Raw genomic sequence first — 23,869 nt, 5'->3', positions numbered from 1 at the left:
GTGGGGCGCTCAGGGTGACTTAGGTTGTACCGCGATCAGAATCCGGGAACTTCGCCCCGGATCGAATAATTGGATGAGTTCGGAAGCCGAGGCGTGTTGGGCGCCCGGTATTCGAAGGATCTGTGCAATGGTTGCGCTGCATGAAGACCGGTCGCCGGCCCTTGAGAGTGACGCCGAAACCCGTTCGGTGACCCTGTCGCCTCGCCAGACGGAGTGCCTGTTCTGGGTTCAGCAAGGCAAGAGTTCCCGAGACATCGGCATCATCCTCGGCGTGTCCCACCGGATCGTCGAACGCCATGTCTTCCGGGCGTGCGCCAAGCTCGGCGTGCGGACCCGCGTCCAGGCGGTGGTGCGGGCGAGGTCCCTTGGCCTGATCGCGGACCCGCCGCCGCGCCTGCCGGCCGATCGGCTCAGCTAGCGCGTCCTGTCGTCGGGATCCTCGTCCCCCGCGCCGCCAAGACCCTCGTCGAACATCCACTGCTCCAGGTCCGCGGCATATTCCTCGGCGCGCTTGATCAGCAGGTCAAAGCCGCGGGTGTAGGTGAGGGACAGCGACCGCGGGTCGAGGTCGCGGATCGCCTTGCCGCCCGGCCGCCGGTGGAACCGCCGAAGCGCCACCAGCAACAGCGAGGCGGCGTTGTTGCCGGACGTGTCGAGGGCGAAGTCCACGGACCCGAACTCCACGGCGAAGATGATGCCCCACGGGTCGGTGTTCACGATCTCCGCGAACCGATGGATCGCCTCGATCTCGACGCCGTAGTAGCCGGACTCCCAGCGCTGGTAGGTGCGGTAGCCCTTGTTCATCAGCCTGGCGGCCTCGATCGAGCGGAGGCCCGCGCGCTTGCGGAACAGCTTGAGGATTCGCGACAGGGTCGCCCGCCGGGCCGCCGCATCCTGATCCCGTAAGACATCCATGCCCGGCCACGCCAACAACCTGCACTTGTCACAAGTTGTTCATGCCCGGTGGGCCTGTGTCAAAGCGAAGGTCGGCTGTCCGACGGACGGGCGCTTGCCGGCCGGCCGGGCGAGGGTAGGGCTACGCCCTCGGCGGGCCGGCGGCCGGAGCGCATCCTGGTGGAAATCCGTTGGAGGTTGCGATCATGAGCGACGCCATCACCGTCACCCCGCACAGGCTGCTCCGCACGAACGAAGCGGCGGATTGGCTCGGTCTCTCCGGCCGCACGCTCGAGAAGCACCGCACCTTCGGCACCGGACCGTCCTACCGGAAGATCGGCGGCCGCGTCGTCTACGCCATCGACGACCTGCAGGCGTGGGCCGATCGCGGCGCCCGGGTCTCGACCACCGAGACGACAGTTCATACCGTCCGCGCGGCTCGGGCGGGCCGAGAACTCAGGACCTTTGCATAGCGGCTGCGATCGGCTGCTGATTCAGCAGCTCGGCGAGGTGTTCCGCGTCTTCGGTGGAGAGGGCCTGCTGCGGGATTCGCGCGATCTCGGCGACCTGGCCAAGCGCCAGATCGAAGACGCTGAATCCCCTGATATCGGGCCGGACGACGAACCGCTCGCTCATGTGGCGATGATGCGCCCTGGCGCTCCGCCGGCCAAGCGACCGCAGCGCGAACCTTGTGGATCGACGGTGTGTCACCTGTCGATGACCGGCGCGACTATGCGATGGACTGAAGGCCCTTCGCCTTCACCAGGGCCAGCAGCTTGAGCGAAGGGCCATCCGGCCGTTTCTCGCCGCGCTCCCACTTGCTGACCGCTTCCTTCCGGACGTTGAGGTAGCGGGCGAAAACAGGCTGCGAGACCTGCTCGCGCTCCCGCAAGGCGCGGATTTCCTCCGGCGACATCGCGGCGACCGGCGTGAGGCAGAGCTCGTCGAAGTGCCGCATCGTCGCCTTGTCCACGAGACCGATCTCGTAGAGGTCGGTCACCGATTCATGGACCGCCGCGAGGACCTTAGATCCCGACCTTCTCGCTGCCTTCGCCATCGCCTTCCAACTCTATCAATCCACCCGCCGCGACGGCTGCAGAGAGCGCCTTCGCATCGTATGCGAACACCATGGCCGCGTAGTCGTGGACCGCCGCCAAGTCCTTCGGGCTCAGGTTGGCCTTCTCATTCTTCGCGAACCCGACCACGAAGAAGCAGTCACTCCCGTGCCGGAAGGCCAGGAGCGTTCGGAACCCTCCTGATTTTCCAGCGCCAGGCCGGGCGACGCGCTTCTTGAACACACCGCCGCCGAGGTCGGCCTCGTACCGCCCGGCGACCACCTCTGCAGCGGCGCCCAGCAGGACCTCGTCGTCCAACTCCGCCTTTCGCGCAAAGCGCGCGAAGACCTTTGTCTTATAGACGCTCATTTTGAGCCAGACTTGAGAAGTGTAGCGCTAAGGGCCACATTTCGCAATCCGCTCATCGATCCAACCCCGCGGCGATCGCGTGCAGGGATTCGGGCTTCAGGTGCGTGTAGCGCCGAAGCATCTTCCAGTCCTTGTGCCCGGTGACGAGAGCGACCTGCTGGATTGCGAACCCGGCCTCGAAGAGCCGGCTGGTCCCCTCATGCCGAAGGTCGTGGAAGTGCAGGTCGTGGATGCCGGCCATCGTGCAGGCCCGTGTGAAGGCGGTGCCGGCGGATTTGTGGTGGTGCGGGAAGATCCGGTCGTCCTCGTTGGCGCGGATCGACCGCTGCTCTTCGATCATCGCCGCGGCGTCGTAACCGGACACAGACAGGAGGGGGATGCGCTGATCGTTGCCTTTCTTCGAGCGCGGGTCCTTTCGATCGCGGATCAGGAGCATCTTGGTGCGCGGATTGTAGTCGCTCCAGGTGACCCGGAAGATCTCCTCCTGCCGCATGGCCGTGGCGATCGCGAACCGGATCACCCGCGACATGGGGATCGTGTACCGCTCGTTCTTGTCGAAGTGCAGAAAGAGCTTCTCCAGCTCCTCGTCAGTCGGCCGCCGGTCGCGCTCGTTGCTCTTGCCGATCAGGCCCAGGCGCTTCAGCGCGATGCGGGCGAGATTGATCGGCTCGACACTGACATCGAGCCCGTGGACCGCCGCCGCATGTGAGACCACCAGCTTGATCGCGCCGATGTCCATGGACAGGGTGACCGGTCCGGCCCCCTGCGCGGCGCGGTCGCGCCCGAACTTCAGAAGCTCACTGCGATCCAGATCGACGATGCTCTTCTGACCCAATTCGCGCCTGAGCATGTCCAGGGTCGCCGCCTTCGAACGGCCGGGCGGCTTGCCGACCTCGTTCATGTCGGCAATGTGCAGATCGATGAGCTCTTTGAACTTGGTGATCCGAGACACGCGGGAGGGCATAGGCGAACCGCCGCGGTCGATTTGTCTTTCGGTCTCGAGGCCCCAGGCCTTGGCGTCGCCGCGATTGACGAACGTCTCGGTCAGAGACCTGCCCTTGCGGCGGACCCAGACCCGCCAGTGGCCGGACTTTTGCTTGCGTATGGAAGCCATTTTTCGCGTGCAAGATGGGTGCGGTAGAGGATCGAAAGCCGGCGAAACGCATCGTGGAACGTCGTAAAATGGCGAGCCAAGGCGTTCGTCCAGCGCATTGAGATATAAGTATAAAACATTGAAAATGCAACATCATTTACTTAGTATAGCACCTATGATGGACTGGACGGATCGGCACTGCCGGGTCCTGCATCGGACGCTGACGCACGAGAGTCTGCTCTACACCGAGATGCTGACCACCGGGGCGATCCTGCATGGCGACCGTGCGCGGCTGCTGGGCTTCAATCCGCAGGAGCATCCGGTGGCGCTGCAGCTCGGCGGGTCGGATCCGGCGGACCTGGCGGAAGCGGCGCGGATCGGCGAGGCCGAGGGCTACGACGAGGTCAACCTCAACGTGGGCTGCCCGTCGGACCGGGTGCAGTCGGGCCGGTTCGGGGCCTGCCTGATGCGCGAGCCGGAGCTGGTGGCGGAGTGCATGGCGGCCATGGCCGCGGCGGTGAAGATCCCGGTGACGGTGAAGTGCCGGATCGGCGTCGACGACCAGGACCCCGAGGAGAGCCTGTTCCGGCTGGTGGAGCTCAGCGCCCAGGCGGGCGTGACGCTGTTCGTGGTCCATGCGCGCAAGGCGCTGCTCAAGGGCCTGTCGCCGAAGGAGAACCGCGACGTCCCGCCGCTGAACTATCCCCTGGTCTGGCGGCTGAAGCGGGAGAGGCCGGACCTGACCGTGGTCATCAACGGCGGCATCGGCTCGTTGGACGAGGCCCAGGAACACCTGAAGCACGTGGATGGCGTCATGCTAGGCCGGGCGGCCTATCACACGCCGGCGATCCTTGCCGAGGCGGACGCGCGCATCTTCGGGAAGGGCGCTTCCGTCGATCCCTGCGCCGCGGTCGAGGCCTACAAGGACTATGTCGCCTCTGAGCTGGCGCGGGGCACGCACCTGGCGGCGATGACCCGGCACATGCTGGGCCTGTTCCACGGGATGCCGGGTGCGCGGGCCTGGCGGCGCATCCTCACTGTCGAGGGCGTGAAGGCGGGGGCCGGCCTGGAGGTGATCGACCGGGCCCTGGCCGCTGTCTCAGGGCTCGAAGCGCAGCGTGTCGCGGGTGGCCTCGAAGCGGGTGAGGCGGCCTAGGTAGCTCATCCCCAGCAGCGAGACGTCGAGGCCGTCGGAGACGACCAGCGCCTGGACGTTCTCGAGGCGGGCCCCGTTGATCGAGATCGAGGCCAGGGTGACCGCGGCCGCGCGGGCCTGGCCGCCAGCGGTGGTGACGTTGTGGCCGTACTTCAGGTCGGAGGGCTTGATGCCGAGCTTCTCGGCGTCTTCCGGGGTCAGGGCCACGGCGGTGGCGCCGGTGTCCACGAGGAAGCGGACGTTCTGGCTGGGGCCTTGCCGGCCGTTCACCTGGGCGTCGGCCCAGAAATGCCCGTCGGCGGCCTTGGCGACCGCGCCGGAGCCGGGCTTCGGCGGACCGGACGCGAAGCCCTCGGCCTCCAGCCGCGCGATCCGCAGCGGCTGAGGGCTGATCGCGGTGACGGCGCAGGCGCTCAGGAGCGCCGATACGCCAGCCACCATGGCGAATTTGCCGAAGGAAGACACCTCGATCACCTAGGGAAGCGGCCGTTCCGGCCTGTCTTGTGGGTGCGAAGCTACCTCTGGTTGGGTTTTGAAGCGGTGAACGGGCAGGGTTTCACGTTCGTGAATCCCCGCGTCAGAACATCGCAAGCTTTTCGGGTCGGATCAGGCTGCGGCGGTCGGGCAGTTCGGCCAGGACGCGGTCGCGTTCCTCGTCGGTCATGCGGGCCCAGCCGGCCACCTCGTTGAGCTTGCGGTAGCAGCCCAGGCAAAGGCCGCTCTCGCCATCGACGACGCAGACCTTGATGCAGGGCGTCTTGATCGGGGCGGGGGGCCCGGCTCTTTCCGGAGAAACCGTCATCACGGGATAGCGTAGGTGACGTTGGCCTGGGCCGCCAAGCGCTCCGGGCTCTCGGTCCAGATCCGCACATCGCAGACCGCCAGGCGGCGGCCCAGCCGCAGCATCTCGGCCTCGGCGTGGATGTCGCCCGGCTGGGCGCCGCGCAGGAAGCTGATGTTGAGTTGGGAGGTCACGGCCATGAGTTGGTCGCCGATATGGGCCAGCACAAGGGCGTAGGCCGCGCTGTCGGCCAGGGACATCAGGGTCGGGCCGGAGATGACGCCGCCGGGCCGCAGGAGGCCCTCGCGGTACGGCGCGACCAGGTGCGCGCGGCCGGGTCCCACCTCGGTCACCAGGGTCGTGGCGGCTTGGTTCATGCCCGGGAAGGCGCGTCGGAGCAGCGCGTTGACGCCTTCGGCGTCCAGTTTCGGTTCCAGCCTGGCCATGGATGTTTGTGACGCAGGTGACCGATTTATTACAAGTCGTTTATCTTCAGTGTAACAACCGCGTATCATGACTGAATATTAATCCTCGAACATTGAACATTGCGGCTTGTTCATTTGAGTTGACCGACCCTGACGGGCAGCATTGTTGCAGGTTCTGAGGGAGAAATTCTCATGAAGTTTGCAGTCATCGCGCTTGTCGCCGCCACCTTCGCCGCGGGCGCCGCCTCGGCTTCCGACAAGGTCAGTGACGTCGACTATCTGAAGGCCAACCGCTGCAAGGGCCTGGCCACAAGCATCGACGGCGTGGTCGATCCCGCCGCGCTCGCCAACTTCATCAAGGCCGAGCGCGGCGCGCGTGCTTCCTACATCGTCAACCGCGGCGACGAAGAGTTCCAGCGCGCCCGCCGGGAAGCCAAGAGCGCCGACCGCAAGGAACGCCTGACGACCGAACTCACGACCGCCTGCCAAGCCTATCTCGGCACGGCCACCAGCGTCGCCAAGCAGTAGATCCCAAGCCCAACTCTCGGCATTCCGCCGGGCGCGCCAGCGAAAGCTGGCGCGCCTTTCTTTCTTTGAGAGGGCCACGCCAGCGAAAGCTGGCGTGGCCCTTCTTTTTGTAGCGCCGCCGGCGCGTCTCGGCGCTATGCCCGGAACCCGAGCTGGGCCATAGGGTTTGACCTGGGTGGCCGAGGCGAGGGCGTCGATGAGTGTGCTGACCCCCGGCGAGACCTGCTGGCGGACCGAGAAGGCCGACCGCGTCGCATTCCTGGTCGACACCGAGGCCTATTTCACGGCGCTCTACGAGGCCATGATGAAGGCCCGCCGCTCGATCCTCATCCTGGGCTGGGGCTTCGATCCGCGCGCGCGCCTGTTCCCGGACGGCTACGACGGCCCGGACGACCTCGACGAGGTGGGCCACGTCCTGCTGCGTCTCGCCGCCGAGCGGCCTGAGCTGGATATCCGCCTGCTGATCTGGAAGTCGGCCCTGCCCATCGCCGCCAGCCAAGAATTCTTCCCGCACAAGGCGCGCAAGTGGTTCCAGGGCTCGCGGGTCAAGTTTCACCTGGACGACCAGGTGCCGCTGGGCGCCTGCCATCACCAGAAGGTGGTGGTGATCGACGACCGGCTGGCGTTCTGCGGCGGCGGTGATATCTCCGTCGACCGGTGGGACACGCCCGGCCACCTGGACGAGGACCAGCGGCGGATCATGCCGGACCAGGAGTGCCACGCGCCGCGGCACGAGGTTATGATGATGGTCGACGGCGATGCGGCGGCCGCCCTGGCCGAGCACTTCCGCGCCCGCTGGGGCAACGCGACCCGGGACGAGCCGATGTCGCCCGCGCCCGACGCCGGCGGCGACCCCTGGCCGGACCACGTGCCGCCGCACCTGATCCACACCCACGTCTCCATCGCCCGCACCCACCCGGGCTGGCGCAGGCGGCCCACCATCCACGAGATCCGCGACCTGACGCTCGCCTGCATCGCCAGCGCCGAGCGCACGATCTACCTGGAGAACCAATACTTCACCTCGCCGGTGATCACCGAGGCGCTGGCCCGGCGGCTGGGCGACCCCGGGGGGCCCGAGATCGTGCTGGTGACCACGGGCGCCTCGCCCAGCTGGTTCGACCAGCTGACCATGGACCACGCGCGCGGCGCGATGGTGTGGCGGCTACGCGCCGCCGACGTCTACGGCCGCTTCCGCGCCTTCCACCCCGTCACGCGGGCGGGGACCAACATCATCGTCCACTCCAAGACCAGCGTCTTCGACGATCGGATTGTCCGGGTGGGCTCGGCCAACATCAATAACCGGTCCTTCGGCTTCGACACCGAGATCGAGCTGGCGGTGGAGGCGGAGGACGAGGACGCGCGCCGCAACATCGCCGCCTTCCGCGACCGGCTGGTCGGCCATTTCATCGGCGCGACCGGGGACGCGGTCGCCAAGGCCAGCGCCGACCGGGGCGGCCTGATCCCGGCGATCGACGCGTTGAACCGCGACAGCGGCCGGCTGAACCCGATCGACCTGTCGCGGCGCACCGCGCTGGAGGAGTTCATCGCCGCCTACCACCTGGGCGATCCCGCCGACGTGGCCGACGCCTGGCGCCTCGGCCGCCGCCGCGAACGGCTGTTCCAGCAGGCCCGCGCGCTGGCCGAGCGTTAGGCCAGGTCGAAGTCCATCACCAGCGGCAGGTGGTCGGAGGCCACGCGGGTCAGCGGGTCGAAGGGGGCGGAGACCTCGTGAACCTCGATCCCCGGGCTCACGAACAGGTGGTCGATCCGCAGCACGGGCAGGGGCGACGGGAACGTCGATGTGGGCTGCTTTCGCCGCGCCAGCCGCCGTGCGGGCTCCAGCCGCGAGGTAAGCGTGCGGTAGACGATCGAGCTGGCGGTGGCGTTGAAGTCGCCCAGCAGGATCGCGGGCCAGGCGCAGTCGGCGTGCCCCAGCCAGGCGGAGCCGGCCAGGTGGGCGGCCTGGATCTGCTGCTCGCGCGGCACCAGGCCCAGGTGGGTGTTGATGATCTGGACCGGCCGGCCGTCGATCTCCACCTCGACCCACAGCGCCCCGCGCGGCTCCAGGCGGGGCATGCGCGGATGGCCGGGCAGCGGACCCACCTTCACCAGGCGCTCGGGATAGCGCGTGAGGATGGCGTCGCCGTAGCGTTCCTCCTCGACCTGCAGCGCCGCGTGGAAATGATGCGTCATCTCGAGACGCCGTGCGATCTCGTGGGCCTGGTCGGCGTGGCCGGTGCGCCGGCGCCCGACGTCCAGCTCCTGCAGCGCCACGATGTCGGGGTTCAGCTCGGCCAGCACCGCGGCCACGCGGCCCACGTCGAGGCGCCGGTCGTTCCCGACGCAGCGATGGACATTGTAGGTGACGATGCGGGGCATGGGCGCGGTGACGTTTGGCGGGCTCTTGGGGCGAAGGCAAGGCCGGCGAAGCGATGCGGCTTGGCTGCTGGCGCAGGTCTTGCTTTAACGCTTAGGTAACCAAAGCGTAGGGACCGAAATGCTCCACCTGATCGCACTGGCCGCCGCGGCCCTCTCCTCCGCCTCCGCGATCCAGGCGGCTCCGGCCCCCGCCCTGGCCACCACTGCCCTGACCGAAGTGCGCTGGGTCGCCACCCCCAACGGCCAGGACATCGCCAACGTCTATCCCCCCACCGCGGTCCAGGCCGGCAAGAGCGGCGCCGTACTGTTGGAATGTCGCGTCGCGACGCAAGGTGGGCTGGAGGCCTGTAACGTACAGATCGAGGACCCGGTGGGCCTGGAGTTCGGCATGGCGGCCCTGGAGCTGGCGCCGCTGTTCAAGATGTCCGGCACGGCGCCCGACGGCAGCGCCACCGCGGGCCGCACCATCCGCATCCCGATCATGTTCTCCATCGTCTCGACCGGGGACCGGTAGGCGGCATTTGGCGGCCGTTACGCCGGCCGGTATGCGTACCTGATGGATCTGATCGCCGCTTCCCTGTTGCTGCAGGCCGCCACGGCGTCCCTCCCTGGGGAGGTGGCCGAAGCCCGATGGAAGCGCGTGCCGAGCGCCTATGAGCGCGCGCTCGCCTACCCCAGTCAGGCGTCGAAGACGCGCACGGCCGGGCAGGCGACGCTGAAGTGCAAGATCAACGACATCGGCGCGCCGGCCCATTGCAGCGTCCATTCCGAGGCGCCCGCCGGCTACGGCTTCGGCAAGGCGCTGATGTCCCTGAGATCCAAGATGCGCTTCCATGCGCCGAAGGCCGGTGAGGACCCTTGGGTCCTGATTGCGGTTCGGTTCGATCCCGATCCCAGGAAGGCGCTGCTGATCCACTGACGGGCGAGAGGCGGCGCGGGCCGCACCATCCGCGTTCCGGTCATGTCCTCGGTGGTGTCGATCAGGGACCGGTAGAACGCGGTAGCGCGGCGGCGGCCTTCAACCCTAAGCTTTGCCACGAAGATGGGGGGATTCATGCTTTCAGTTCTACTTGCAGCCTTGCTGCAGGCCGCTTCTGCGCCGCCGCCTACGCCCGCCGCGCCAGGGGTGATTACCAATCCCGACTGGCAGCGAGTTCCGACGGCCGAGGACATCTCGCGTTACTATCCGAAGGCGGCGCTCGAGGCGGACCTAGCGGGCCGGGCGGTCCTAAGTTGCACAGTCAGCGCCGAGGGCCGCCTTGTCGGATGCTCGGCCGCGACCGCCTGGCCCGAAGGGGCAGGGTTCGGCGAGGCAGCACTGGCGATGTCCGAGGTCTTCCGGATGCGGCCCGAAACTCGGGACGGACAGGCGGTGGCCGGCGGCACGGTTCGGATCCCTATCCGCTTCCTCATGCCCGCCAACCTCCGGAGCGCCCCTGTTCGGGCGCGTCATGCGGAGGTCGTGAGCGAGATCATCGAACTCGATTGTCGCTTCCAAGGCCAGAAACTGGATAACTGCTTCGCGCGCGGCGGGTCGCCGAAGGCCAGCGAAGTCGCCTTGAAGGTGGCGGGTCAGGTCACCCTTCCAACGCTTCCCACTCGACGGCAGCAAGGTCGCATCGTCTTGCCGTTAGTCTTCACCGACGCGTCTGGCGCATTTGCCCCGCCTGAATTCATCACCCAGCCGCGTTGGAGAGAGCGGCCTACGCCGACCGAGATCTTCCGCGCTTATCCGGAGATGGCGCGCGCCAAGGGCCTGGCGGGGAACGCGGTCATCGACTGCAAGGTCGAGGCGCGCGGAAAGCTCGCCGACTGCAAGACTCACGAGGAAGATCCTGCTGGCCTCGGGTTCGGTGGGGCCGCCTTAACCCTCATGCCCAAGTTTGAACTGGACGAGGTCGACTCCTACGGCCTTAAGGTCCAGGGGCGGCGGATACGCGTGCCGGTGCGATTGTCCTCCGCGCGGCCTCAGACGAATTAGGGTCCCGCTGCATCCGCTACGGGGAGACTAGGGATCCCCGAGACCAGTCCGACGATGACGGGCAGCTTGGAAAAGGGGCGGTGGTCACCCAGCGGCCGGTTCCACTTACGTTGACGTTAGCGTCATCTTTTCTCCTGACGGGGCGGCGCGTATAGGGTCGGGCAAACTGATCGCCGATAAGCGGCGCGCCAGGGAGATGGCCCATGAACCTCGACTTCACGCCTGAAGAGAACGCGTTCCGCGACGAGGTCCGGGCCTTCATCAAGGAAAACTACCCGCCCGAACTGCGTAAGGCGCAGGACGAGCACCGGCCGCTGACCAAGGACGAGTACCTGCTCTGGCACAAGGTGCTGGCGAAGAAGGGCTGGGTCGCGCCGGGCTGGCCGAAGGAGCTGGGCGGCACGGGCTGGACCCCCACCCAGAAGTACATCTGGTCGGAAGAGACCGCGCGCGCGGACTGCCTGCCGATCCTGCCCTTCGGCATGTCGATGCTGGCCCCGGTGCTCTACACCTTCGGCACCGACGAACAGAAGAAGCGGTTCCTGCCCGGCATCTACAACGGCGAGGTCTGGTGGTGCCAGGGCTACTCGGAGCCGGGCGCCGGCTCGGACCTGGCCAGCCTGAAGTGCAAGGCCGAGCGGATCACCGCCGACGACGGCAAGGAATACTACATCGTCAACGGCCAGAAGACGTGGACGACGCTGGGCCAGTACGCCGACTGGGGCTTCTTCCTGGTGCGGACGGATCCGAACTCGAAGCCGCAGTCGGGCATCTCGTTCCTGCTGATCGACATGAAGACCCCCGGCATCGAGGTCCGGCCGATCATCACGCTCGAAGGCGGGCACGAGGTGAACGACGTGTTCCTCGACAATGTGAAGGTGCCGGTCGAGAACCGGATCTTCCACGAGAACCAGGGCTGGACCTGCGCCAAGGCGCTGCTGGCCCACGAACGCTCGGGCATCGCCGGCGTGGCGCGCTCGAAGCGCAACCTGGAGAAGCTGCGGACCATCGCGGGCACCGAGCGGAGCGACACCGGCTCGGCGCTGCTGACCGACGCCTTCTTCCGCCGCAAGGTGGCGGAGCTGGAGATCGACCTGACCGCGCTGGAATTCACCGAACTGCGGACGCTGGCCGGCGAGTCGAGCGGCAAGGGCCCCGGCCCGGAAAGCTCGATCCTCAAGATCAAGGGCACCGAGATCCAGCAGCGCCTGCAGGAGCTGGCGCTGGAGGCTGTGGGCCACTACGGCGCGCCGTTCCTGCGCGACCTGTCGGGCTCGAACGCCGGGGTCGGGCCGGACTACGCCAAGGGCCTGGCCGGCGAAATGTTCAACGGCCGGAAGACCTCGATCTACGGCGGGTCCAATGAGATCCAGCGCAACATCATCGCCAAGATGGTGCTGGGGCTCTGATCCCGCTCCGAAAGCCTAGCTGACAGCCCCCAACTGCCGCGCTATGCGGTAGACGAACAAACGTTTGAGGAAGCCCGCCGATGGATTTCAGCTTCACCGAAGAACAGTCGATGCTGCGCGACACGGTCGCGGCCTACCTCGGCGACCACTACGACTTCGACAAGCGCCGGGCCGCGGTGTCCAAGGAGCCCGGCTGGCGGCCGGACGTCTGGAAGGCCTTCGCCGAGGAGCTGGGCATCCTGGGCGCGCCGTTCTCGGAGGAGCTGGGCGGCCTGGGCGGCGGCCCGATCGAGAACATGATCGTCATGGAAGAGTTCGGTAAGGCGCTGGTCGTCGAACCCTACCTCGGGACCGTGGTGATCGGCGGCGGCTTCCTCAAGCACTCGGGGCACGCCGCGGCGGCCGATCTGATCGGCGGGATCATCGAGGGCAAGGTGATCTTCGCCTTCGCCCAGGCGGAGCCGCAGAGCCGCTACAACCTGGCCGCCGTCACCACGACGGCCAAGAAGGACGGCGCCGGCTGGACGCTCAATGGCCAGAAGGCCGTGGTGATCGGCGCGCCGTTCGCCACCCACTTCATCGTCACCGCCCGCACCAGCGGCGGCGAGCGCGATGCGCAGGGTATCTCGGTGTTCATCGTCGAGAAGAACGCCAAGGGCGTCACCACCCGCGACTATCCCACGGTCGACGGCTTCCGCGCCTCCGAGGTCTACTTCGAGAACGTGTCCCTGGGCGCCGACGCCCTGGTGGGCCCGGCGGACCAGGGCCTGCCGCTGGTGGAGAAGGTGGTCGACGAGGCCATCGCCGCCACCTGCGCCGAGGCCTGTGGCGTGCTGCGCAAGCTGCACGAGGGCACCCTCGAATACACCAAGCAGCGCAAGCAGTTCGGCCAGCCGATCAGCTCGTTCCAGGTGCTGCAGCACCGGATGGTGGACATGTTCATCAACGTCGAGCAGGCCGTCTCGATGACCTACATGGCCAACATCAAGGTCGGCGACGACGCCGAGCGCGCCAAGGCCGTCAGCGCCGCCAAGGTGCAGATCGGCAAGGCCTGCAAGTTCGTGGGCCAGAACGCCATCCAGCTGCACGGCGGCATGGGCATGACCGACGAGATGGCCATCGGCCACTACTTCAAGCGCGCCACCATGATCGAAAGCGCCTTCGGCTCGGTCGACCACCACCTCGCCCGCTACGAGTTCCTGAGCCTGGGCAAGGCCGCCTAGTTGGGCAAGGAAGCCGAGGTGAGCGCCGTCTTCGCCGATGGCGCGGACCACGGCCGCCTGCAGTACGAAGCGCCGAAGCTGGTGTTCCGGGGCGCCCAGCGCCGCGTGTTCGAGGGTGAGGCGCTGAAGGGCGTGCGGGCCGAGGGCGGCGACCTGGTGCTGGCCGACGGGGCGCGGTTCACCCTGGGCGAGACGCGGGCGGCGAACTGGGCCGAGGCGATCCTCAATCCGAAGGGACGCCTCGACAAGATCGGCGTGAAGCCCGGGATGAGAGCCGCGGTGATCGGCGTCGCCGACGCGACCTTCACCGCCGAGCTGGCCGGACGCGGGGCTGTGCCGGTGACCGAGCTCAAGGACCTGGACCTGCTGTTCTACGCCGCCGACGGCGCAGAGGAGCTGGCCAAGGTCGAAGGCCTGATCCCGGCGCTGGCCGAGGCCGGCGCGATGTGGATCGTCTCGAAGAAGGGCAAGGCCGCCACCGTCAGAGACGTCGATGTCATGGCCGCCGCCAAGGCCGCGGGACTCGTGGACAGCAAGGTCGTGGGCTTCTCGCCGACGCTCACCGCGCTGCGGTTTACGCGCGCAAAGGCGCTACCTCCCGCCTAACCGACCGGCCTCCCGGCTTGCGGTCATCTCCCGGAGACACGGGAGACCCCATCATGAACCGCCGCGACATCAAGGCGTAGGTTGCTGCGGAGGGCGGCGTGGCTTAGCTCCCCGGGATGGCCCTCCGCGACTTTGGCCTGCTCATGGCCATGTGCGTGGTCTGGGCGGTCAATAACATCATCTCGAAGTACGTGGTGACCGACCTCGACGTGCCGCCGCTGTTCTATGCGGCCGCGCGCTTCGCCATCGTGGCCGCGATGCTGATCCCTTTCCTGCGGCCTGCGCCCCGGCCGATCTGGCGGCTGATGCTGACGGCCTTCCTGATGGGCGGCGGCAACTTCGGCCTGATGTTCGTGGGCCTGAAGTACTCGACCGCCTCGACCGCGGCGGTGGTGCTTCAACTCGGCATGCCCATCACCCTGATCCTCTCGGTGATCTTCCTGGGCGAGCGGATCCGCTGGCGTCGCGGATTGGGCATCGCGCTCACCTTCGCGGGCGTCCTTACGGTGATGTGGAACCCCGAGGGCTTCGCGCTTTCGACCGGCCTGCTGCTGGTGGCCGGCGCCACGTTGATGTCGGGCATCGGCGTCGTGCTGACCAAGCAGATCGAGGGGATGCGCCCTATCACCTTCCAGGCCTGGGTGGGGCTGGTGTCGGTCCTGCCGATGGCGCTGCTGTCGGCGCGGCTGGAGCCGGGGCAGGTGGACAAGGCCTTCGCGGCCGGCCTGCCGTTCTGGGCCGCACTGGTCTTCTCGGCCGTGGTGGTGTCGGTGGGCGCGCACACCGTCTACGTCACCCTCTTGCAGCGCTACGAGGCCAACCTGATCTCGGCGTTGATCCTGGTCACGCCCCTGGCCACAATCGGGCTCGGCGTCGCGGTGCTGGACGAGCCGTTCGGCCCGCGTCTGGCCATCGGCAGCGTCCTGGCGCTGGCCGGGGTGCTGATCATTGCGCTGAGGGCGAACCAGGTGATGTCCATGCTGCTCGCGATGCGGAACCGCCCCGAATGAACATGATCGAAGCGCCGTCGCCCAATTTCGACGCCCGGACCGCCACGCCCAGCATCCTGGTGCTGCACTACACCGGCATGAAGACCGGCGAGGAGGCCATCGCCCGGCTGCGCGACCCGGAGGCGCGGGTGTCGTCGCACTATGTGGTGGAGGAGGACGGCCGCATCTTCCGCCTGGTGCCCGAGGAGCGGCGGGCCTGGCACGCGGGGGTCTCATTCTGGCGCGGGCGGCGCAACGTGAATGGGGACTCCATCGGCATCGAGATCGTCAATCCCGGCCATGAATTCGGCTATCGGCCGTTCCCGGAGGCGCAGGTCGCGTCGGTGATCGCGCTCACCGCGGACATCCGCACCCGCTGGATGATCGAGGACCGCGACATCGTCGGCCACTCCGACGTGGCCCCGGCCCGCAAGGACGATCCGGGCGAACTGTTCCCCTGGAAGCGGCTGGCCGAGGCGGGCCACGGGCTCTGGGCCGAGTGGCCCGCCGCGCCGGGCGATCCGATCGGCGAGGGCGAGGAAGGGGCGGCGGTGTTCGCCCTGCAGGCGGGCCTCACCCGCCTTGGCTACGACCTGCCGCCGTCCGGGCGGTTCGACGCCGACACCACCGCGGTGGTCCGGGCCTTCCAGCGCCACTGGCGGCCGGAGGGGGTGGACGGGATCGCGGACGGCGAGACCCGCGCACGGCTGATCGCCCTGTTGCGGCTGGCGACTTGACCTGAGGCCGCGCGACGACCACGTTCCGCGCGGATCAGACGGCCGGGCGGTCGCGGCCCCTTCGGGGGTCGAGGAAAGTCCGGGCTCCACGACGACATGGCGGCGGGTAACGCCCGCCGGGGGTAACCCTAGGGATAGCGCCACAGAGAGCAGACCGCCCGCCTTCGCCCTTCGGGACGACGGCGCGGGTAAGGGTGAAAGGGTGCGGTAAGAGCGCACCGGGTCGCTGGTAACAGGGATCGCATGGCAAGCCCCGCCAGGAGCAAGACCGAATAGGGATCCCGCGCCGGAGCAATCCGGTAGGGCCGTCGCCGGCCTGAGGGCTCCGGGTAGGTCGCGAGAACCGGCCCGCGAGGGTCGGTCCAGAGGAATGACCGCCGCGTCCCGCAAGGGGCGGCACAGAACCCGGCTTACAGGCCGTCTGATCTTCCAACCCTCACCATATCGCTGGCGGAGCGCGCTCCAAGCGCTGCCGTTAACTATTCGTTCCAAGTATGTTCTGTGGAAAACTTGCCGAAGCTCGCCCTGCGACCACGCGACACCTTCGTTTTGGCCCAAATAGTCAGTGAGTGTCATTGAAACCCATCTGATCCCATGTTAACCCATTTGCAATTCGTCGGTCGGAGTGGCGGGTCGGGGCGCGAACTCAGGCTGATCGGCGAAGGGCAGGGGGCCGTACTGAGAGATGTTTCTCTCGACCTTCGAGAAGCAGTTGGACGCGAAGCGGCGCATCGTTGTGCCGCAGGACTACCGCGCCGCGCTCTCGGGTCCGGCGGACGGCGTCTTCGTGTTCCCCTCCATCCGCTCCGATTGCATCGAAGGCGGCGGCCAGGCCCTGTTCGATCGGTACGGCGCGATGGCCGACGAGCTGGAATTCGGCGACGAACTGCGCGACTCCATCGAGCGCAACGTGTTCGGGGAAATGCAGAAGCTCTCGTTCGACACCGCCGGCCGCATCACCCTGCCGGAACAGCTGTGCGAGCAGTACGGCCTCACCGACTGGGTGGCCGTCGTCGGCCTGCGCGATCGTTTCGAGATCTGGGAGCGCGACGCCTACAAGGCCCAGCGCGCCGCCGACCGCGAGCGCGCCCGCACCGGCCTGGCGGAAATGCGGACGCGGCAGCGCGCCGCCCGCCTCGGGGGCGCCGCATGAGCGCCCCCCATGTTTCTGTCCTCCTGGACGAGGTGCTCGAGAACCTGGCGATCGGGCCGGGCGACACCGTGGTGGACGGCACTTTTGGCGCGGGTGGCTACACCCGCGCCTTCCTGGCGACGGGAGCGAAGGTTGTGGCCTTTGACCGCGACCCTACGGTCCGTCGCTTCGCTGCGGGATTTCCGGACGACCGCTTCCGCCTGGTGGAAGCGCGATTCTCGGAAATGGACGCGGTGCTGGGCGAGGGCCACGCAGACGGCGTGGCCCTCGACCTCGGCGTCAGCTCGATGCAGATCGACGAGGCCGATCGGGGCTTCTCGTTCATGCAGGACGGCCCGCTGGACATGCGGATGGGGGCTGACGGCCCGACCGCCGCGGATCTCGTGAACACGCTGGAACAAGAAGAGCTGGCGCGGATCATCTTCGTCTACGGCGAGGAGCGCGAGAGCCGCCGGGTCGCCCGCGCCATCGTGCGTCGGCGCGAGGCGCAGCCCTTCACCCGGACTCTGGAACTGGCCGAGTTCGTCGAGAAGTCGCTGGGCGGGCGGCGCGGCGCCAAGATTCATCCCGCCACCCGCACGTTCCAGGGCCTGCGGATCGCCGTGAACGAGGAGCTGTCCGAGCTGGAGGACGGCCTCGTCGCCGCCGAGCGCGTGCTGAAGGCGGGCGGGCGGCTGTGCGTCGTCACCTTCCACTCGCTGGAAGACCGGATCGTGAAGAACTTCCTGAGCGTCCGGGCGGGCCGAACCCCGGCCGGGTCGCGTCACGCGCCGCCGGTGGAGAAGGGCGCAGAGCCCAGCTTCCGGCTGCTGTTCAACGGCGCTCAGAGCCCCTCGGACGAAGAGACCAGGGCCAACCCCCGCGCGCGCTCGGCGAAGCTGCGGGCGGCCGTGCGCACCGAAGCGCCGGTGTGGAGGGCCGCGGCATGAGCGTCTTCACGCGCCGAGTGCGGGGTTTCCGCCTGCTGGACCTCGTGGGCATCGGCCTGCTGGTGGCCATCATCCTGGGCGTCTACCTGGCCAAGACCATGGCGGGCCGCGAGCGCGCGGAGATCGCCAAGATCGAACGCCAGATCAATGGCGAAAGGGCGCGCATCCGCCTGTTGCAGGCCGAGGTGGCGCACCTGGAACAGCCGGGCCGCCTGGAACGCCTGTCGGTGACCTACCTGAAGATGGAGCCTGTGTCGGCGCATCGCGAGGCGACGCCCGACCAGATCATCGACCTGGCCCGCGCCGGCCCGCCGAAGAAGGCCAAGGCCGTGTCCGCCGTGGCCGGGATGGTCGACGGCTCCGACAGCATCCCCGGCGTGCCCCCGCCGCCGCCGCCCGAGGCCAACCCGGTGCGCGTCGCCCAGGCCCAGCCGGCCGCTCCCGCCGGGGTGGCGCGATGAGCCTGAGCCAGAACACCTTCGGCCGTTCTGGCCTGCCCCGCTGGCTGATCGAGCGCGTCTGGGGCCTGGAGCACGCGTTCGAGCGCGCGCGGGCCTCGGGCAAGGCCGAAGACGACACCCGCTTGAGGATCTTCTTCGTCCTGGCGCTGTTCTCCCTGGGCTTCATGACGCTGGCGATCGGCGCGACGCGCGCCGCGCTGTTCTCGGACGCCCGCGGCGGCATGGCGGCCGGGCCCCTCGGCGCCTCGCGCGCGGACCTGGTGGACCGTAACGGCATGCTGCTGGCGGCCGACCTGCTGCACTACGGCCTCTACATCGATCCGCGCGAGATCTGGGACCAGGACGAGACGCGCCGCGGCCTCCTGAAGCTGCTGCCCAACCTCGAGTCCGAGCGGCTGGAGCGGGCGCTCCGGGGCAACCGTCGGATCTTCGTGCTGGGCGCGCTCACCCCGCAGGAGCGTAACCGCGTCCACGAGCTGGGCCTGCCGGGCATCAGTTTCGAGCCCGAGCAGCGCCGGGTCTATCCGCTGGGAACATCGGCCGCGCACATCGTCGGCTTCTCCGACGCCGGCGGCGAAGGCATCTCGGGCGCCGAGGCGGCGTTCAACGACGACATCCGCGCCGCGGCCCGCGGCGGCAATCCCGTGCCGCTCTCCATCGACCTGCGGGTGCAAGGGGCGCTGGAGGACGAGCTCTACAAGGCGGTAGCCGAATTCAAGCCCAAGGGCGCCGTGGGCCTGGTGACGGACGTGCACACCGGCGAGATCCTGGGCATGGCGAGCTGGCCGGCCTTCGATCCCAACAAGCCCGGCAAGGCCGGCGTCTACGCCCAGACCAACCGCGCGGCGGCGACGGTCTACGAGATGGGCTCGACCTTCAAAGGCTTCACCGTGGCCATCGGCCTGGACGCGGGCGTGGCCACGCCCGAAAGCACCTTCGACGCCCGCAACCCCTACAAGCTGGGCTACCGGACGATCACCGACTACCACGCCGCCCGGAAGATCCTGACCCTCGTGGAGGTGTTCCAGCACTCGTCCAACATCGGCACCGCGAAGCTGGCCGAGAGCGTCGGACCCCAGCGGATGGAGCGCTATTTCGACGGCCTGGGCCTTACGAAGCCCGCCAAGGTGGAGCTGGTCGAGACCGCTCGGCCGCTGACGCCCAAGGTGTGGAACGAGGACGCGGTGGCCTCGACCTCGTTCGGCCACGGCATCAACGTGACCCCGCTGGCGCTGGCGCGGGCCTATGGCGCGGTGCTGAACGGCGGAAAGTTGATTCCGCTGACGATCCACAGGCTGGAACCGGGCGCCAAGGTCGATGGTCCCCGGGTCATGTCCGAGCGCACCTCGCTGCAGATGCTGTCGATCATGCGCGCCAACGTCACCGGCGGCAGCGGCAAGTCGGCCAACATCACGGGGCTGTCCGTGGGCGGCAAGACCGGGACGGGCGAGAAGTACGATCCCGCGATCCGCGGCTACAACCACGGCCGCCAGGTGTCGTCCTTCGCCGCCGTGTTCCCGACGACCGGCGGCGCGGACACCAAGCGTTACTTCGTCCTGGTCCTGCTCGACGAGCCGCATGCCTCGGCGAACAGCGCCGGCTATTCGACGGGCGGCTGGGTGGCGGCGCCCGCGGCCGGGCGGGTGATCGAACGCATCGCGCCTTTCCTCAACGTGAAGCGGCGCGCCGACATCGGCCAGGCCATCCCGGTCGAACAGCCGACGGTCGAAGAGATGGGCGAGGGGCAATGAGCCTTCGCCTGACCAACCTTGTGAAGCGTCACCTGGGCGTCGACCCGGAGATCACCGGCGTCACCGCCGACAGCCGCAAGGTGAAGCCGGGCTTCCTGTTCGCCGCCCTGCCGGGCTCGCGGGCCGACGGCGCGGCCTTCGCGGCCAAGGCAGTGGAGGCGGGCGCCGCGGCGGTGATCGCCGACCAGGACCTGAACCTCTCGGTCCCCACCGTGATCTGCCGCGACCCGCGCCGCGGCTATGCTCTGGCCGCCGCCAACTTCTGGGGCCGCCAGCCGCAGACCTGCGTGGCGGTCACCGGCACCAACGGCAAGACCTCGGTCGCCAACTTCTGCCGCCAGATGTTCGCCGGCGCCGGCCACGTCTCGGCCAGCATGGGCACCCTGGGCGTCACGGTCTCCCGGCCCGGCCAGGCGGACCTGCAGGTGACGCCGCCCGGCCTGACCACGCCCGACGCAGGCGACGTCGCCGAGCTGCTGATGCACATCGCCCAGCTGGGCGTCACCCACTTCGCCATGGAGGCCTCGTCGCACGGCATCGACCAGCGGCGGCTCGACGGCGTGCGGCTGTCGGCGGCGGGGTTCCTGAACCTCAGCCAGGACCACCTCGACTACCACCACACCATGGACGCCTACATGAAGGCCAAGCTTCGGCTGTTCGAACAGCTGATGCCGCGCGGCGCCACGGCGGTGCTGAACGCCGACAACGAGGCCTTCCCGTTCTTCGCGGCCGCCTCGGTGGTCTCGGGCCAGCGGGTCATGAGCGTGGGCGAGACCGGGCAGGCGCTGAAGCTGCTGGAGCGGACCCTGCTGCCGGACGGCCAGCGGCTGGCGATCCGAGCCGAGGGCAAGATCTGGGACGTGCGGCTGCCGCTGGCGGGCGCCTTCCAGGCCTCCAACGCCCTGGTCGCGGCGGGACTTTGCCGCGCGGCGGGCATGAGCCTCGAGGAGACCTTCGCCGGCCTGGAGCGGCTGACGGGCGCGCCCGGAAGGCTGCAACGGGTCGGCGCGGGGTCCTCGCGCGGCGAGGCCTATGTCGACTACGCCCACACGCCCGACGGCCTGGAGACGGTGCTCAAGGCCATGCGCCCGCATGTGCGCGGCAAGCTGATCGTCGTCTTCGGCGCGGGCGGCGACCGCGACAGGGGCAAGCGCCCGCTGATGGGCGAGGTCGCCGCGCGCCTGGCCGACGTGGCCATCGTCACGGACGACAATCCGCGCTCAGAGGTTCCCGCCGCGATCCGCGCCGAGGTTCTGGCCGGCGCCAAGGGCGCGAAGGAGATCGGCGACCGGCGCGAGGCGATCCGCGCGGCGGCGGCGATGATGCAGGACGGCGACGTCCTGGTGGTGGCCGGCAAGGGCCACGAGCAGGGCCAGATCGTCGGGGCCACGGTCCATCCGTTCGACGACGTCGAGGAGACGGCGAAGGCCCTGGAGCTTGTCCATGGCTGACCCGCTTTGGACCTCAGCGGACATTGCTAGGGCGACGGGCGGGGCGGAAGGCGGCGGGTTCTCGGCCACCGGCGTCTCCATCGACACTCGCACCCTGGAACCGGGCGACCTGTTCGTGGCCCTGGCGGGCGTGCGTGACGGCCATGAGTTCGTGGCCCAGGCGATGGCCAAGGGCGCGGCCGGCGCGCTGGTCTCCCAGGATGTCGACGCGCCCTTCGTGAAGGCCGCGGACACCCTGGTCGCCTTGGAGAGACTCGGTATCGCGGCCCGCGACCGGGCGGTCCGGGCCAGGCGGGGCGCGGTCACCGGCTCGGTCGGCAAGACCAGCGTCACCCAGGCGATCATGGCGGGGCTGACCCTGGCCGGCCGGGCGCACTCGTCGGTGAAGAGCTACAACAACCACATCGGGGTGCCGCTGACGCTTGCCCGCATGCCGGCCGACACCGAGCGCGCGGTGTTCGAGATCGGCATGAACCACGCCGATGAGATCCGGCCGCTGACCCGGTTCGTCCGGCCCCATGCGGTCGTGGTGACCACGGTCGGCCCGGTGCATACCGAGAACTTCCCCGACGGCGAAGCGGGCGTGGCCCGCGCCAAGGCCGAGGTGTTCGAGGGCCTCGAGCCCGGCGGCGTGGCGGTGCTGAACGCCGACAACAGGTGGTTCGATCTCCTGCGGGCGGAGGCGCTGAAGGCGGGGGCGATGGTCCGGACGTTCGGCACGGGAGAGGGCTGCGACGCCCGCCTCATCGACTTCCAGGTCCCCGGAAGCCACGCCGTGGTCCAGGCGCGCCTGCACGGCAAGGCGATGGACTTCCCGATCCTGCAGACCGGCTTCCACTGGGGGCTGAACAGCATGGCCGTGCTGCTGATGCTGGAGGCGCTGGACGTCGACCTGGACAGGAGCCTGGCGGCCTTGGGATCGTTCGAGCCGCTGGCCGGCCGGGGCGCCGAAAGCTCGGTCGCGGTGAAGGGCGGGGCCTTCACGCTGATCGACGAGAGCTACAACGCCAACCCGATCTCGATGGCCTCGGCCATCAGGACGCTGGGCGCGCGGGCCACCGCCGGCCGCCGGATCGTAGCGCTCACCGACATGCTGGAGCTGGGCCCGGAAGCCCAGGCCTTCCACGCCGGGCTGGAGGCTGCGCTGGAGGCTGCGTCGATTGACCTCGTCTTCTGCGCCGGTCCTCTGATGAAATCGCTCTGGGACGCCCTTCCGCCGACTCGGCGGGGCGGCTACGCCGAAACGGCTGCCGCGCTCGCGCCGCAGCTCGCACAGGCCGTAGAGGCCGGCGACGTGGTGATGGTGAAGGGGTCGAACGGGTCGAAGGCCGGGCTAATCGTCCAGGCGCTGCTCGCCGTCGGTTCCGGGGAGCGCGGCTGATGTTCTACTGGCTCTATCTGACGTTCGCCTCGGCCGGCTACGTTCCGATCCTCAACCTGCTGAAGTACCAGACCACGCGGACCGGCCTGGCGATCGTCACGGCCCAGCTGGTGGTCGTGCTGCTGGGCTCGCGGTTCATCCGGTGGATGAAGGCCAAGCAGGGCAAGGGTCAGCCGATCCGCGCCGAGGGCATCGAACGCCACATCGTCGAGAAGGCCGGCACCCCCACCATGGGCGGGGTGATGATCCTGGCGGGCCTGTTCTCCGGCACGCTGCTCTGGGCCGACCTGTCGAACGTCTACGTCTGGGCGGTGATGATCGTCACCGGCGGCTACGGCCTGCTGGGCTTCCTGGACGACTATTCCAAGGTCACCAAGCAGACCACCGCCGGTATCTCGGGCCGCTTGCGGCTGGTGCTCGAGGCGGCGATCGCCATGGCGGCGATCACCCTGATCATCGTCTTCGCCGCCAAGCCGCCCGAGAGCCCGGAACTGCTGACGTCGGTGACCTTCCCGATCTTCAAGCAGCTCTTCGTCGATCTTTCCTGGGGCTACCTGCTGTTCGGCGCCTTCGTCATCGTGGGCGCGGCCAACGCCGTGAACTTCACCGACGGCCTGGACGGGCTGGCGACGGTGCCGGTGATGATCGCCGCGGCCGCCTATGGCCTGATCGCCTACCTGGTCGGCAACTACGTCTTCGCCAACTACCTGCAGCTCCATTTCGTGCCCGGCGTGGGTGAGCTCGCGGTGTTCTGCGGCGCCCTGATCGGCTCGGGCCTGGGTTTCCTCTGGTACAACGCCCCGCCGGCCAAGATCTTCATGGGCGACACCGGCTCGCTGGCCCTGGGCGGGGCCCTGGGCACGATCGCGGTCGCCACCCGCCACGAGATCGTCCTGGCGATCATCGGCGGCCTGTTTGTCGCCGAACTGTTGTCGGTCGTGGTGCAGGTGGCCTCGTTCAAGCTGACGGGGAAGCGCGTGTTCCGCATGGCGCCGGTGCACCACCATTTCGAAAAGCTGGGCTGGTCGGAATCGACCGTCGTGATCCGGTTCTGGATCGTCGCGGTGATGCTGGCCCTGGTCGGCCTCGCCACCTTGAAGCTGCGATAGGGAGGGGCT

29 protein-coding genes and 1 other RNA gene are annotated in these 23,869 nt (G+C 68.5%); 21 read left to right on the top strand and 9 right to left on the bottom strand.

Annotated features, from left to right (window positions below; genetic code table 11):
• Positions 1-127: 127 nt before the first annotated feature.
• The gene (locus EPO51_RS11445; RefSeq protein WP_293350330.1) at positions 128-418 is read left to right on the top strand and encodes a helix-turn-helix domain-containing protein; all 291 of its coding nucleotides are present in this window, start codon (positions 128-130) and stop codon (positions 416-418) included.
• Here the strand turns inward: EPO51_RS11445 and EPO51_RS11440 are convergent.
• The gene (locus tag EPO51_RS11440) at positions 415-915 is read right to left on the bottom strand and encodes a helix-turn-helix domain-containing protein (RefSeq protein WP_293350327.1); all 501 of its coding nucleotides are present in this window, start codon (positions 913-915) and stop codon (positions 415-417) included. The two genes, EPO51_RS11445 and EPO51_RS11440, sit on opposite strands and share 4 nt — an antisense overlap.
• A 185-nt stretch (positions 916-1,100) precedes the next feature.
• Between EPO51_RS11440 and EPO51_RS11435 the strand changes: the two genes are divergently transcribed.
• Positions 1,101-1,367: a helix-turn-helix transcriptional regulator gene (locus tag EPO51_RS11435; RefSeq protein ID WP_293350325.1), complete on the top strand. Its 267-nt coding sequence runs from the start codon at positions 1,101-1,103 to the stop codon at positions 1,365-1,367.
• Here EPO51_RS11435 and EPO51_RS11430 read toward each other — a convergent pair.
• The 4 genes from EPO51_RS11430 to EPO51_RS11415 all read right to left on the bottom strand — a co-directional run bounded on the left by EPO51_RS11430 (position 1,351) and on the right by EPO51_RS11415 (position 3,432).
• The gene (locus EPO51_RS11430) at positions 1,351-1,530 is read right to left on the bottom strand and encodes a hypothetical protein (RefSeq protein ID WP_293350322.1); all 180 of its coding nucleotides are present in this window, start codon (positions 1,528-1,530) and stop codon (positions 1,351-1,353) included. The genes EPO51_RS11435 and EPO51_RS11430 overlap by 17 nt on opposite strands.
• 94 nt (positions 1,531-1,624) lie before the next feature.
• A complete protein-coding gene (locus EPO51_RS11425) occupies positions 1,625-1,894 on the bottom strand; it encodes a helix-turn-helix domain-containing protein (RefSeq protein ID WP_293350319.1) in 270 nt (89 codons plus the stop codon).
• A 25-nt stretch (positions 1,895-1,919) separates the two neighbouring features.
• Positions 1,920-2,318, bottom strand: a complete 399-nt coding sequence (locus EPO51_RS11420; RefSeq protein ID WP_293350316.1) for a type II toxin-antitoxin system RelE/ParE family toxin — start codon at positions 2,316-2,318, stop codon at positions 1,920-1,922.
• Between the two features lie 52 nt (positions 2,319-2,370).
• Positions 2,371-3,432: a site-specific integrase gene (locus EPO51_RS11415; protein WP_293350313.1), complete on the bottom strand. Its 1,062-nt coding sequence runs from the start codon at positions 3,430-3,432 to the stop codon at positions 2,371-2,373.
• 124 nt (positions 3,433-3,556) lie between these two features.
• On the opposite strand from EPO51_RS11415, the gene dusA reads away from it, so the two are divergent.
• Complete coding sequence (dusA, locus tag EPO51_RS11410; protein WP_293350310.1) at positions 3,557-4,567, top strand: tRNA dihydrouridine(20/20a) synthase DusA; 1,011 nt, start codon at positions 3,557-3,559, stop codon at positions 4,565-4,567.
• Here dusA and EPO51_RS11405 read toward each other — a convergent pair.
• The 3 genes from EPO51_RS11405 to EPO51_RS11395 form a co-directional block, all read right to left on the bottom strand.
• Positions 4,511-5,032 carry a TIGR02281 family clan AA aspartic protease gene (locus EPO51_RS11405; protein ID WP_293350307.1) on the bottom strand — a complete coding sequence of 174 codons (522 nt, stop codon included), beginning with the start codon at positions 5,030-5,032 and terminating at the stop codon, positions 4,511-4,513. The two genes, dusA and EPO51_RS11405, sit on opposite strands and share 57 nt — an antisense overlap.
• 112 nt (positions 5,033-5,144) lie before the next feature.
• Positions 5,145-5,369 carry a DUF1289 domain-containing protein gene (locus EPO51_RS11400; protein WP_293350303.1) on the bottom strand — a complete coding sequence of 75 codons (225 nt, stop codon included), beginning with the start codon at positions 5,367-5,369 and terminating at the stop codon, positions 5,145-5,147.
• Positions 5,369-5,794, bottom strand: coding sequence for a PaaI family thioesterase (locus EPO51_RS11395; protein WP_293350300.1), 426 nt, complete (start codon positions 5,792-5,794; stop codon positions 5,369-5,371). Before EPO51_RS11395 ends, EPO51_RS11400 begins: the two co-directional genes overlap by 1 nt.
• 171 nt (positions 5,795-5,965) lie before the next feature.
• Here EPO51_RS11395 and EPO51_RS11390 point away from each other — a divergent pair, with 171 nt between their 5' ends.
• Together EPO51_RS11390 and EPO51_RS11385 are read left to right on the top strand one after the other, a co-directional pair.
• The gene (locus EPO51_RS11390) at positions 5,966-6,301 is read left to right on the top strand and encodes a hypothetical protein (protein ID WP_293350297.1); all 336 of its coding nucleotides are present in this window, start codon (positions 5,966-5,968) and stop codon (positions 6,299-6,301) included.
• A 196-nt stretch (positions 6,302-6,497) separates the two neighbouring features.
• Positions 6,498-7,952 (top strand): phospholipase D-like domain-containing protein, encoded by a 1,455-nt coding sequence (locus tag EPO51_RS11385; RefSeq protein ID WP_293350294.1) that lies wholly within the window; start codon positions 6,498-6,500, stop codon positions 7,950-7,952.
• On the opposite strand, the gene EPO51_RS11380 is transcribed toward EPO51_RS11385, so the two are convergent.
• A complete protein-coding gene (locus EPO51_RS11380; protein WP_293350291.1) occupies positions 7,949-8,680 on the bottom strand; it encodes an endonuclease/exonuclease/phosphatase family protein in 732 nt (243 codons plus the stop codon). The two genes, EPO51_RS11385 and EPO51_RS11380, sit on opposite strands and share 4 nt — an antisense overlap.
• A gap of 118 nt (positions 8,681-8,798) precedes the next feature.
• Here EPO51_RS11380 and EPO51_RS11375 point away from each other — a divergent pair, with 118 nt between their 5' ends.
• From EPO51_RS11375 to mraY, 16 genes are all read left to right on the top strand, one after another.
• Positions 8,799-9,194, top strand: a complete 396-nt coding sequence (locus tag EPO51_RS11375; protein WP_293350288.1) for a TonB family protein — start codon at positions 8,799-8,801, stop codon at positions 9,192-9,194.
• A gap of 42 nt (positions 9,195-9,236) precedes the next feature.
• Complete coding sequence (locus tag EPO51_RS11370) at positions 9,237-9,599, top strand: TonB family protein (RefSeq protein WP_293350285.1); 363 nt, start codon at positions 9,237-9,239, stop codon at positions 9,597-9,599.
• A 135-nt stretch (positions 9,600-9,734) separates the two neighbouring features.
• Complete coding sequence (locus tag EPO51_RS11365; RefSeq protein ID WP_293350282.1) at positions 9,735-10,661, top strand: TonB family protein; 927 nt, start codon at positions 9,735-9,737, stop codon at positions 10,659-10,661.
• A 203-nt stretch (positions 10,662-10,864) separates the two neighbouring features.
• Positions 10,865-12,070, top strand: coding sequence for an acyl-CoA dehydrogenase family protein (locus tag EPO51_RS11360; RefSeq protein ID WP_293350279.1), 1,206 nt, complete (start codon positions 10,865-10,867; stop codon positions 12,068-12,070).
• An 80-nt stretch (positions 12,071-12,150) separates the two neighbouring features.
• Complete coding sequence (locus EPO51_RS11355; RefSeq protein ID WP_293350276.1) at positions 12,151-13,293, top strand: acyl-CoA dehydrogenase family protein; 1,143 nt, start codon at positions 12,151-12,153, stop codon at positions 13,291-13,293.
• Positions 13,294-13,311: 18 nt separating this feature from the next.
• Positions 13,312-13,899 (top strand): DUF3052 domain-containing protein, encoded by a 588-nt coding sequence (locus EPO51_RS11350; protein ID WP_293350273.1) that lies wholly within the window; start codon positions 13,312-13,314, stop codon positions 13,897-13,899.
• Between the two features lie 116 nt (positions 13,900-14,015).
• On the top strand, positions 14,016-14,909 hold the full coding sequence (locus EPO51_RS11345) for a DMT family transporter (protein ID WP_293350270.1): 894 nt from the start codon (positions 14,016-14,018) through the stop codon (positions 14,907-14,909).
• Positions 14,906-15,625, top strand: coding sequence for an N-acetylmuramoyl-L-alanine amidase (locus tag EPO51_RS11340; protein ID WP_293350267.1), 720 nt, complete (start codon positions 14,906-14,908; stop codon positions 15,623-15,625). Before EPO51_RS11345 ends, EPO51_RS11340 begins: the two co-directional genes overlap by 4 nt.
• Before the next feature lie 34 nt (positions 15,626-15,659).
• Positions 15,660-16,054, top strand: an RNA gene (rnpB, locus tag EPO51_RS11335) — RNase P RNA component class A.
• Positions 16,055-16,310: 256 nt separating this feature from the next.
• Positions 16,311-16,778 carry a division/cell wall cluster transcriptional repressor MraZ gene (locus EPO51_RS11330; protein ID WP_293350264.1) on the top strand — a complete coding sequence of 156 codons (468 nt, stop codon included), beginning with the start codon at positions 16,311-16,313 and terminating at the stop codon, positions 16,776-16,778.
• Entirely contained in the window at positions 16,775-17,707 is a 933-nt protein-coding gene (rsmH, locus tag EPO51_RS11325) for a 16S rRNA (cytosine(1402)-N(4))-methyltransferase RsmH (protein ID WP_293350261.1), read from the top strand. Before EPO51_RS11330 ends, rsmH begins: the two co-directional genes overlap by 4 nt.
• The gene (ftsL, locus tag EPO51_RS11320) at positions 17,704-18,168 is read left to right on the top strand and encodes a cell division protein FtsL (protein ID WP_293350258.1); all 465 of its coding nucleotides are present in this window, start codon (positions 17,704-17,706) and stop codon (positions 18,166-18,168) included. The genes rsmH and ftsL overlap by 4 nt, the downstream gene beginning before the upstream one ends.
• Positions 18,165-19,919: a peptidoglycan D,D-transpeptidase FtsI family protein gene (locus EPO51_RS11315; RefSeq protein ID WP_293350255.1), complete on the top strand. Its 1,755-nt coding sequence runs from the start codon at positions 18,165-18,167 to the stop codon at positions 19,917-19,919. Before ftsL ends, EPO51_RS11315 begins: the two co-directional genes overlap by 4 nt.
• Positions 19,916-21,370: a UDP-N-acetylmuramoyl-L-alanyl-D-glutamate--2,6-diaminopimelate ligase gene (locus tag EPO51_RS11310; protein ID WP_293350252.1), complete on the top strand. Its 1,455-nt coding sequence runs from the start codon at positions 19,916-19,918 to the stop codon at positions 21,368-21,370. Before EPO51_RS11315 ends, EPO51_RS11310 begins: the two co-directional genes overlap by 4 nt.
• Positions 21,363-22,751, top strand: coding sequence for a UDP-N-acetylmuramoyl-tripeptide--D-alanyl-D-alanine ligase (locus tag EPO51_RS11305; RefSeq protein ID WP_293350249.1), 1,389 nt, complete (start codon positions 21,363-21,365; stop codon positions 22,749-22,751). The genes EPO51_RS11310 and EPO51_RS11305 overlap by 8 nt, the downstream gene beginning before the upstream one ends.
• Positions 22,751-23,860 (top strand): phospho-N-acetylmuramoyl-pentapeptide-transferase, encoded by a 1,110-nt coding sequence (gene mraY, locus EPO51_RS11300; RefSeq protein ID WP_293350246.1) that lies wholly within the window; start codon positions 22,751-22,753, stop codon positions 23,858-23,860. Before EPO51_RS11305 ends, mraY begins: the two co-directional genes overlap by 1 nt.
• Positions 23,861-23,869 lie beyond the last annotated feature (9 nt).

Source organism: Phenylobacterium sp. (assembly GCF_004297125.1).
GTDB lineage: Bacteria > Pseudomonadota > Alphaproteobacteria > Caulobacterales > Caulobacteraceae > Phenylobacterium.
This window is presented reverse-complemented; position numbering and strand designations above follow the sequence as displayed.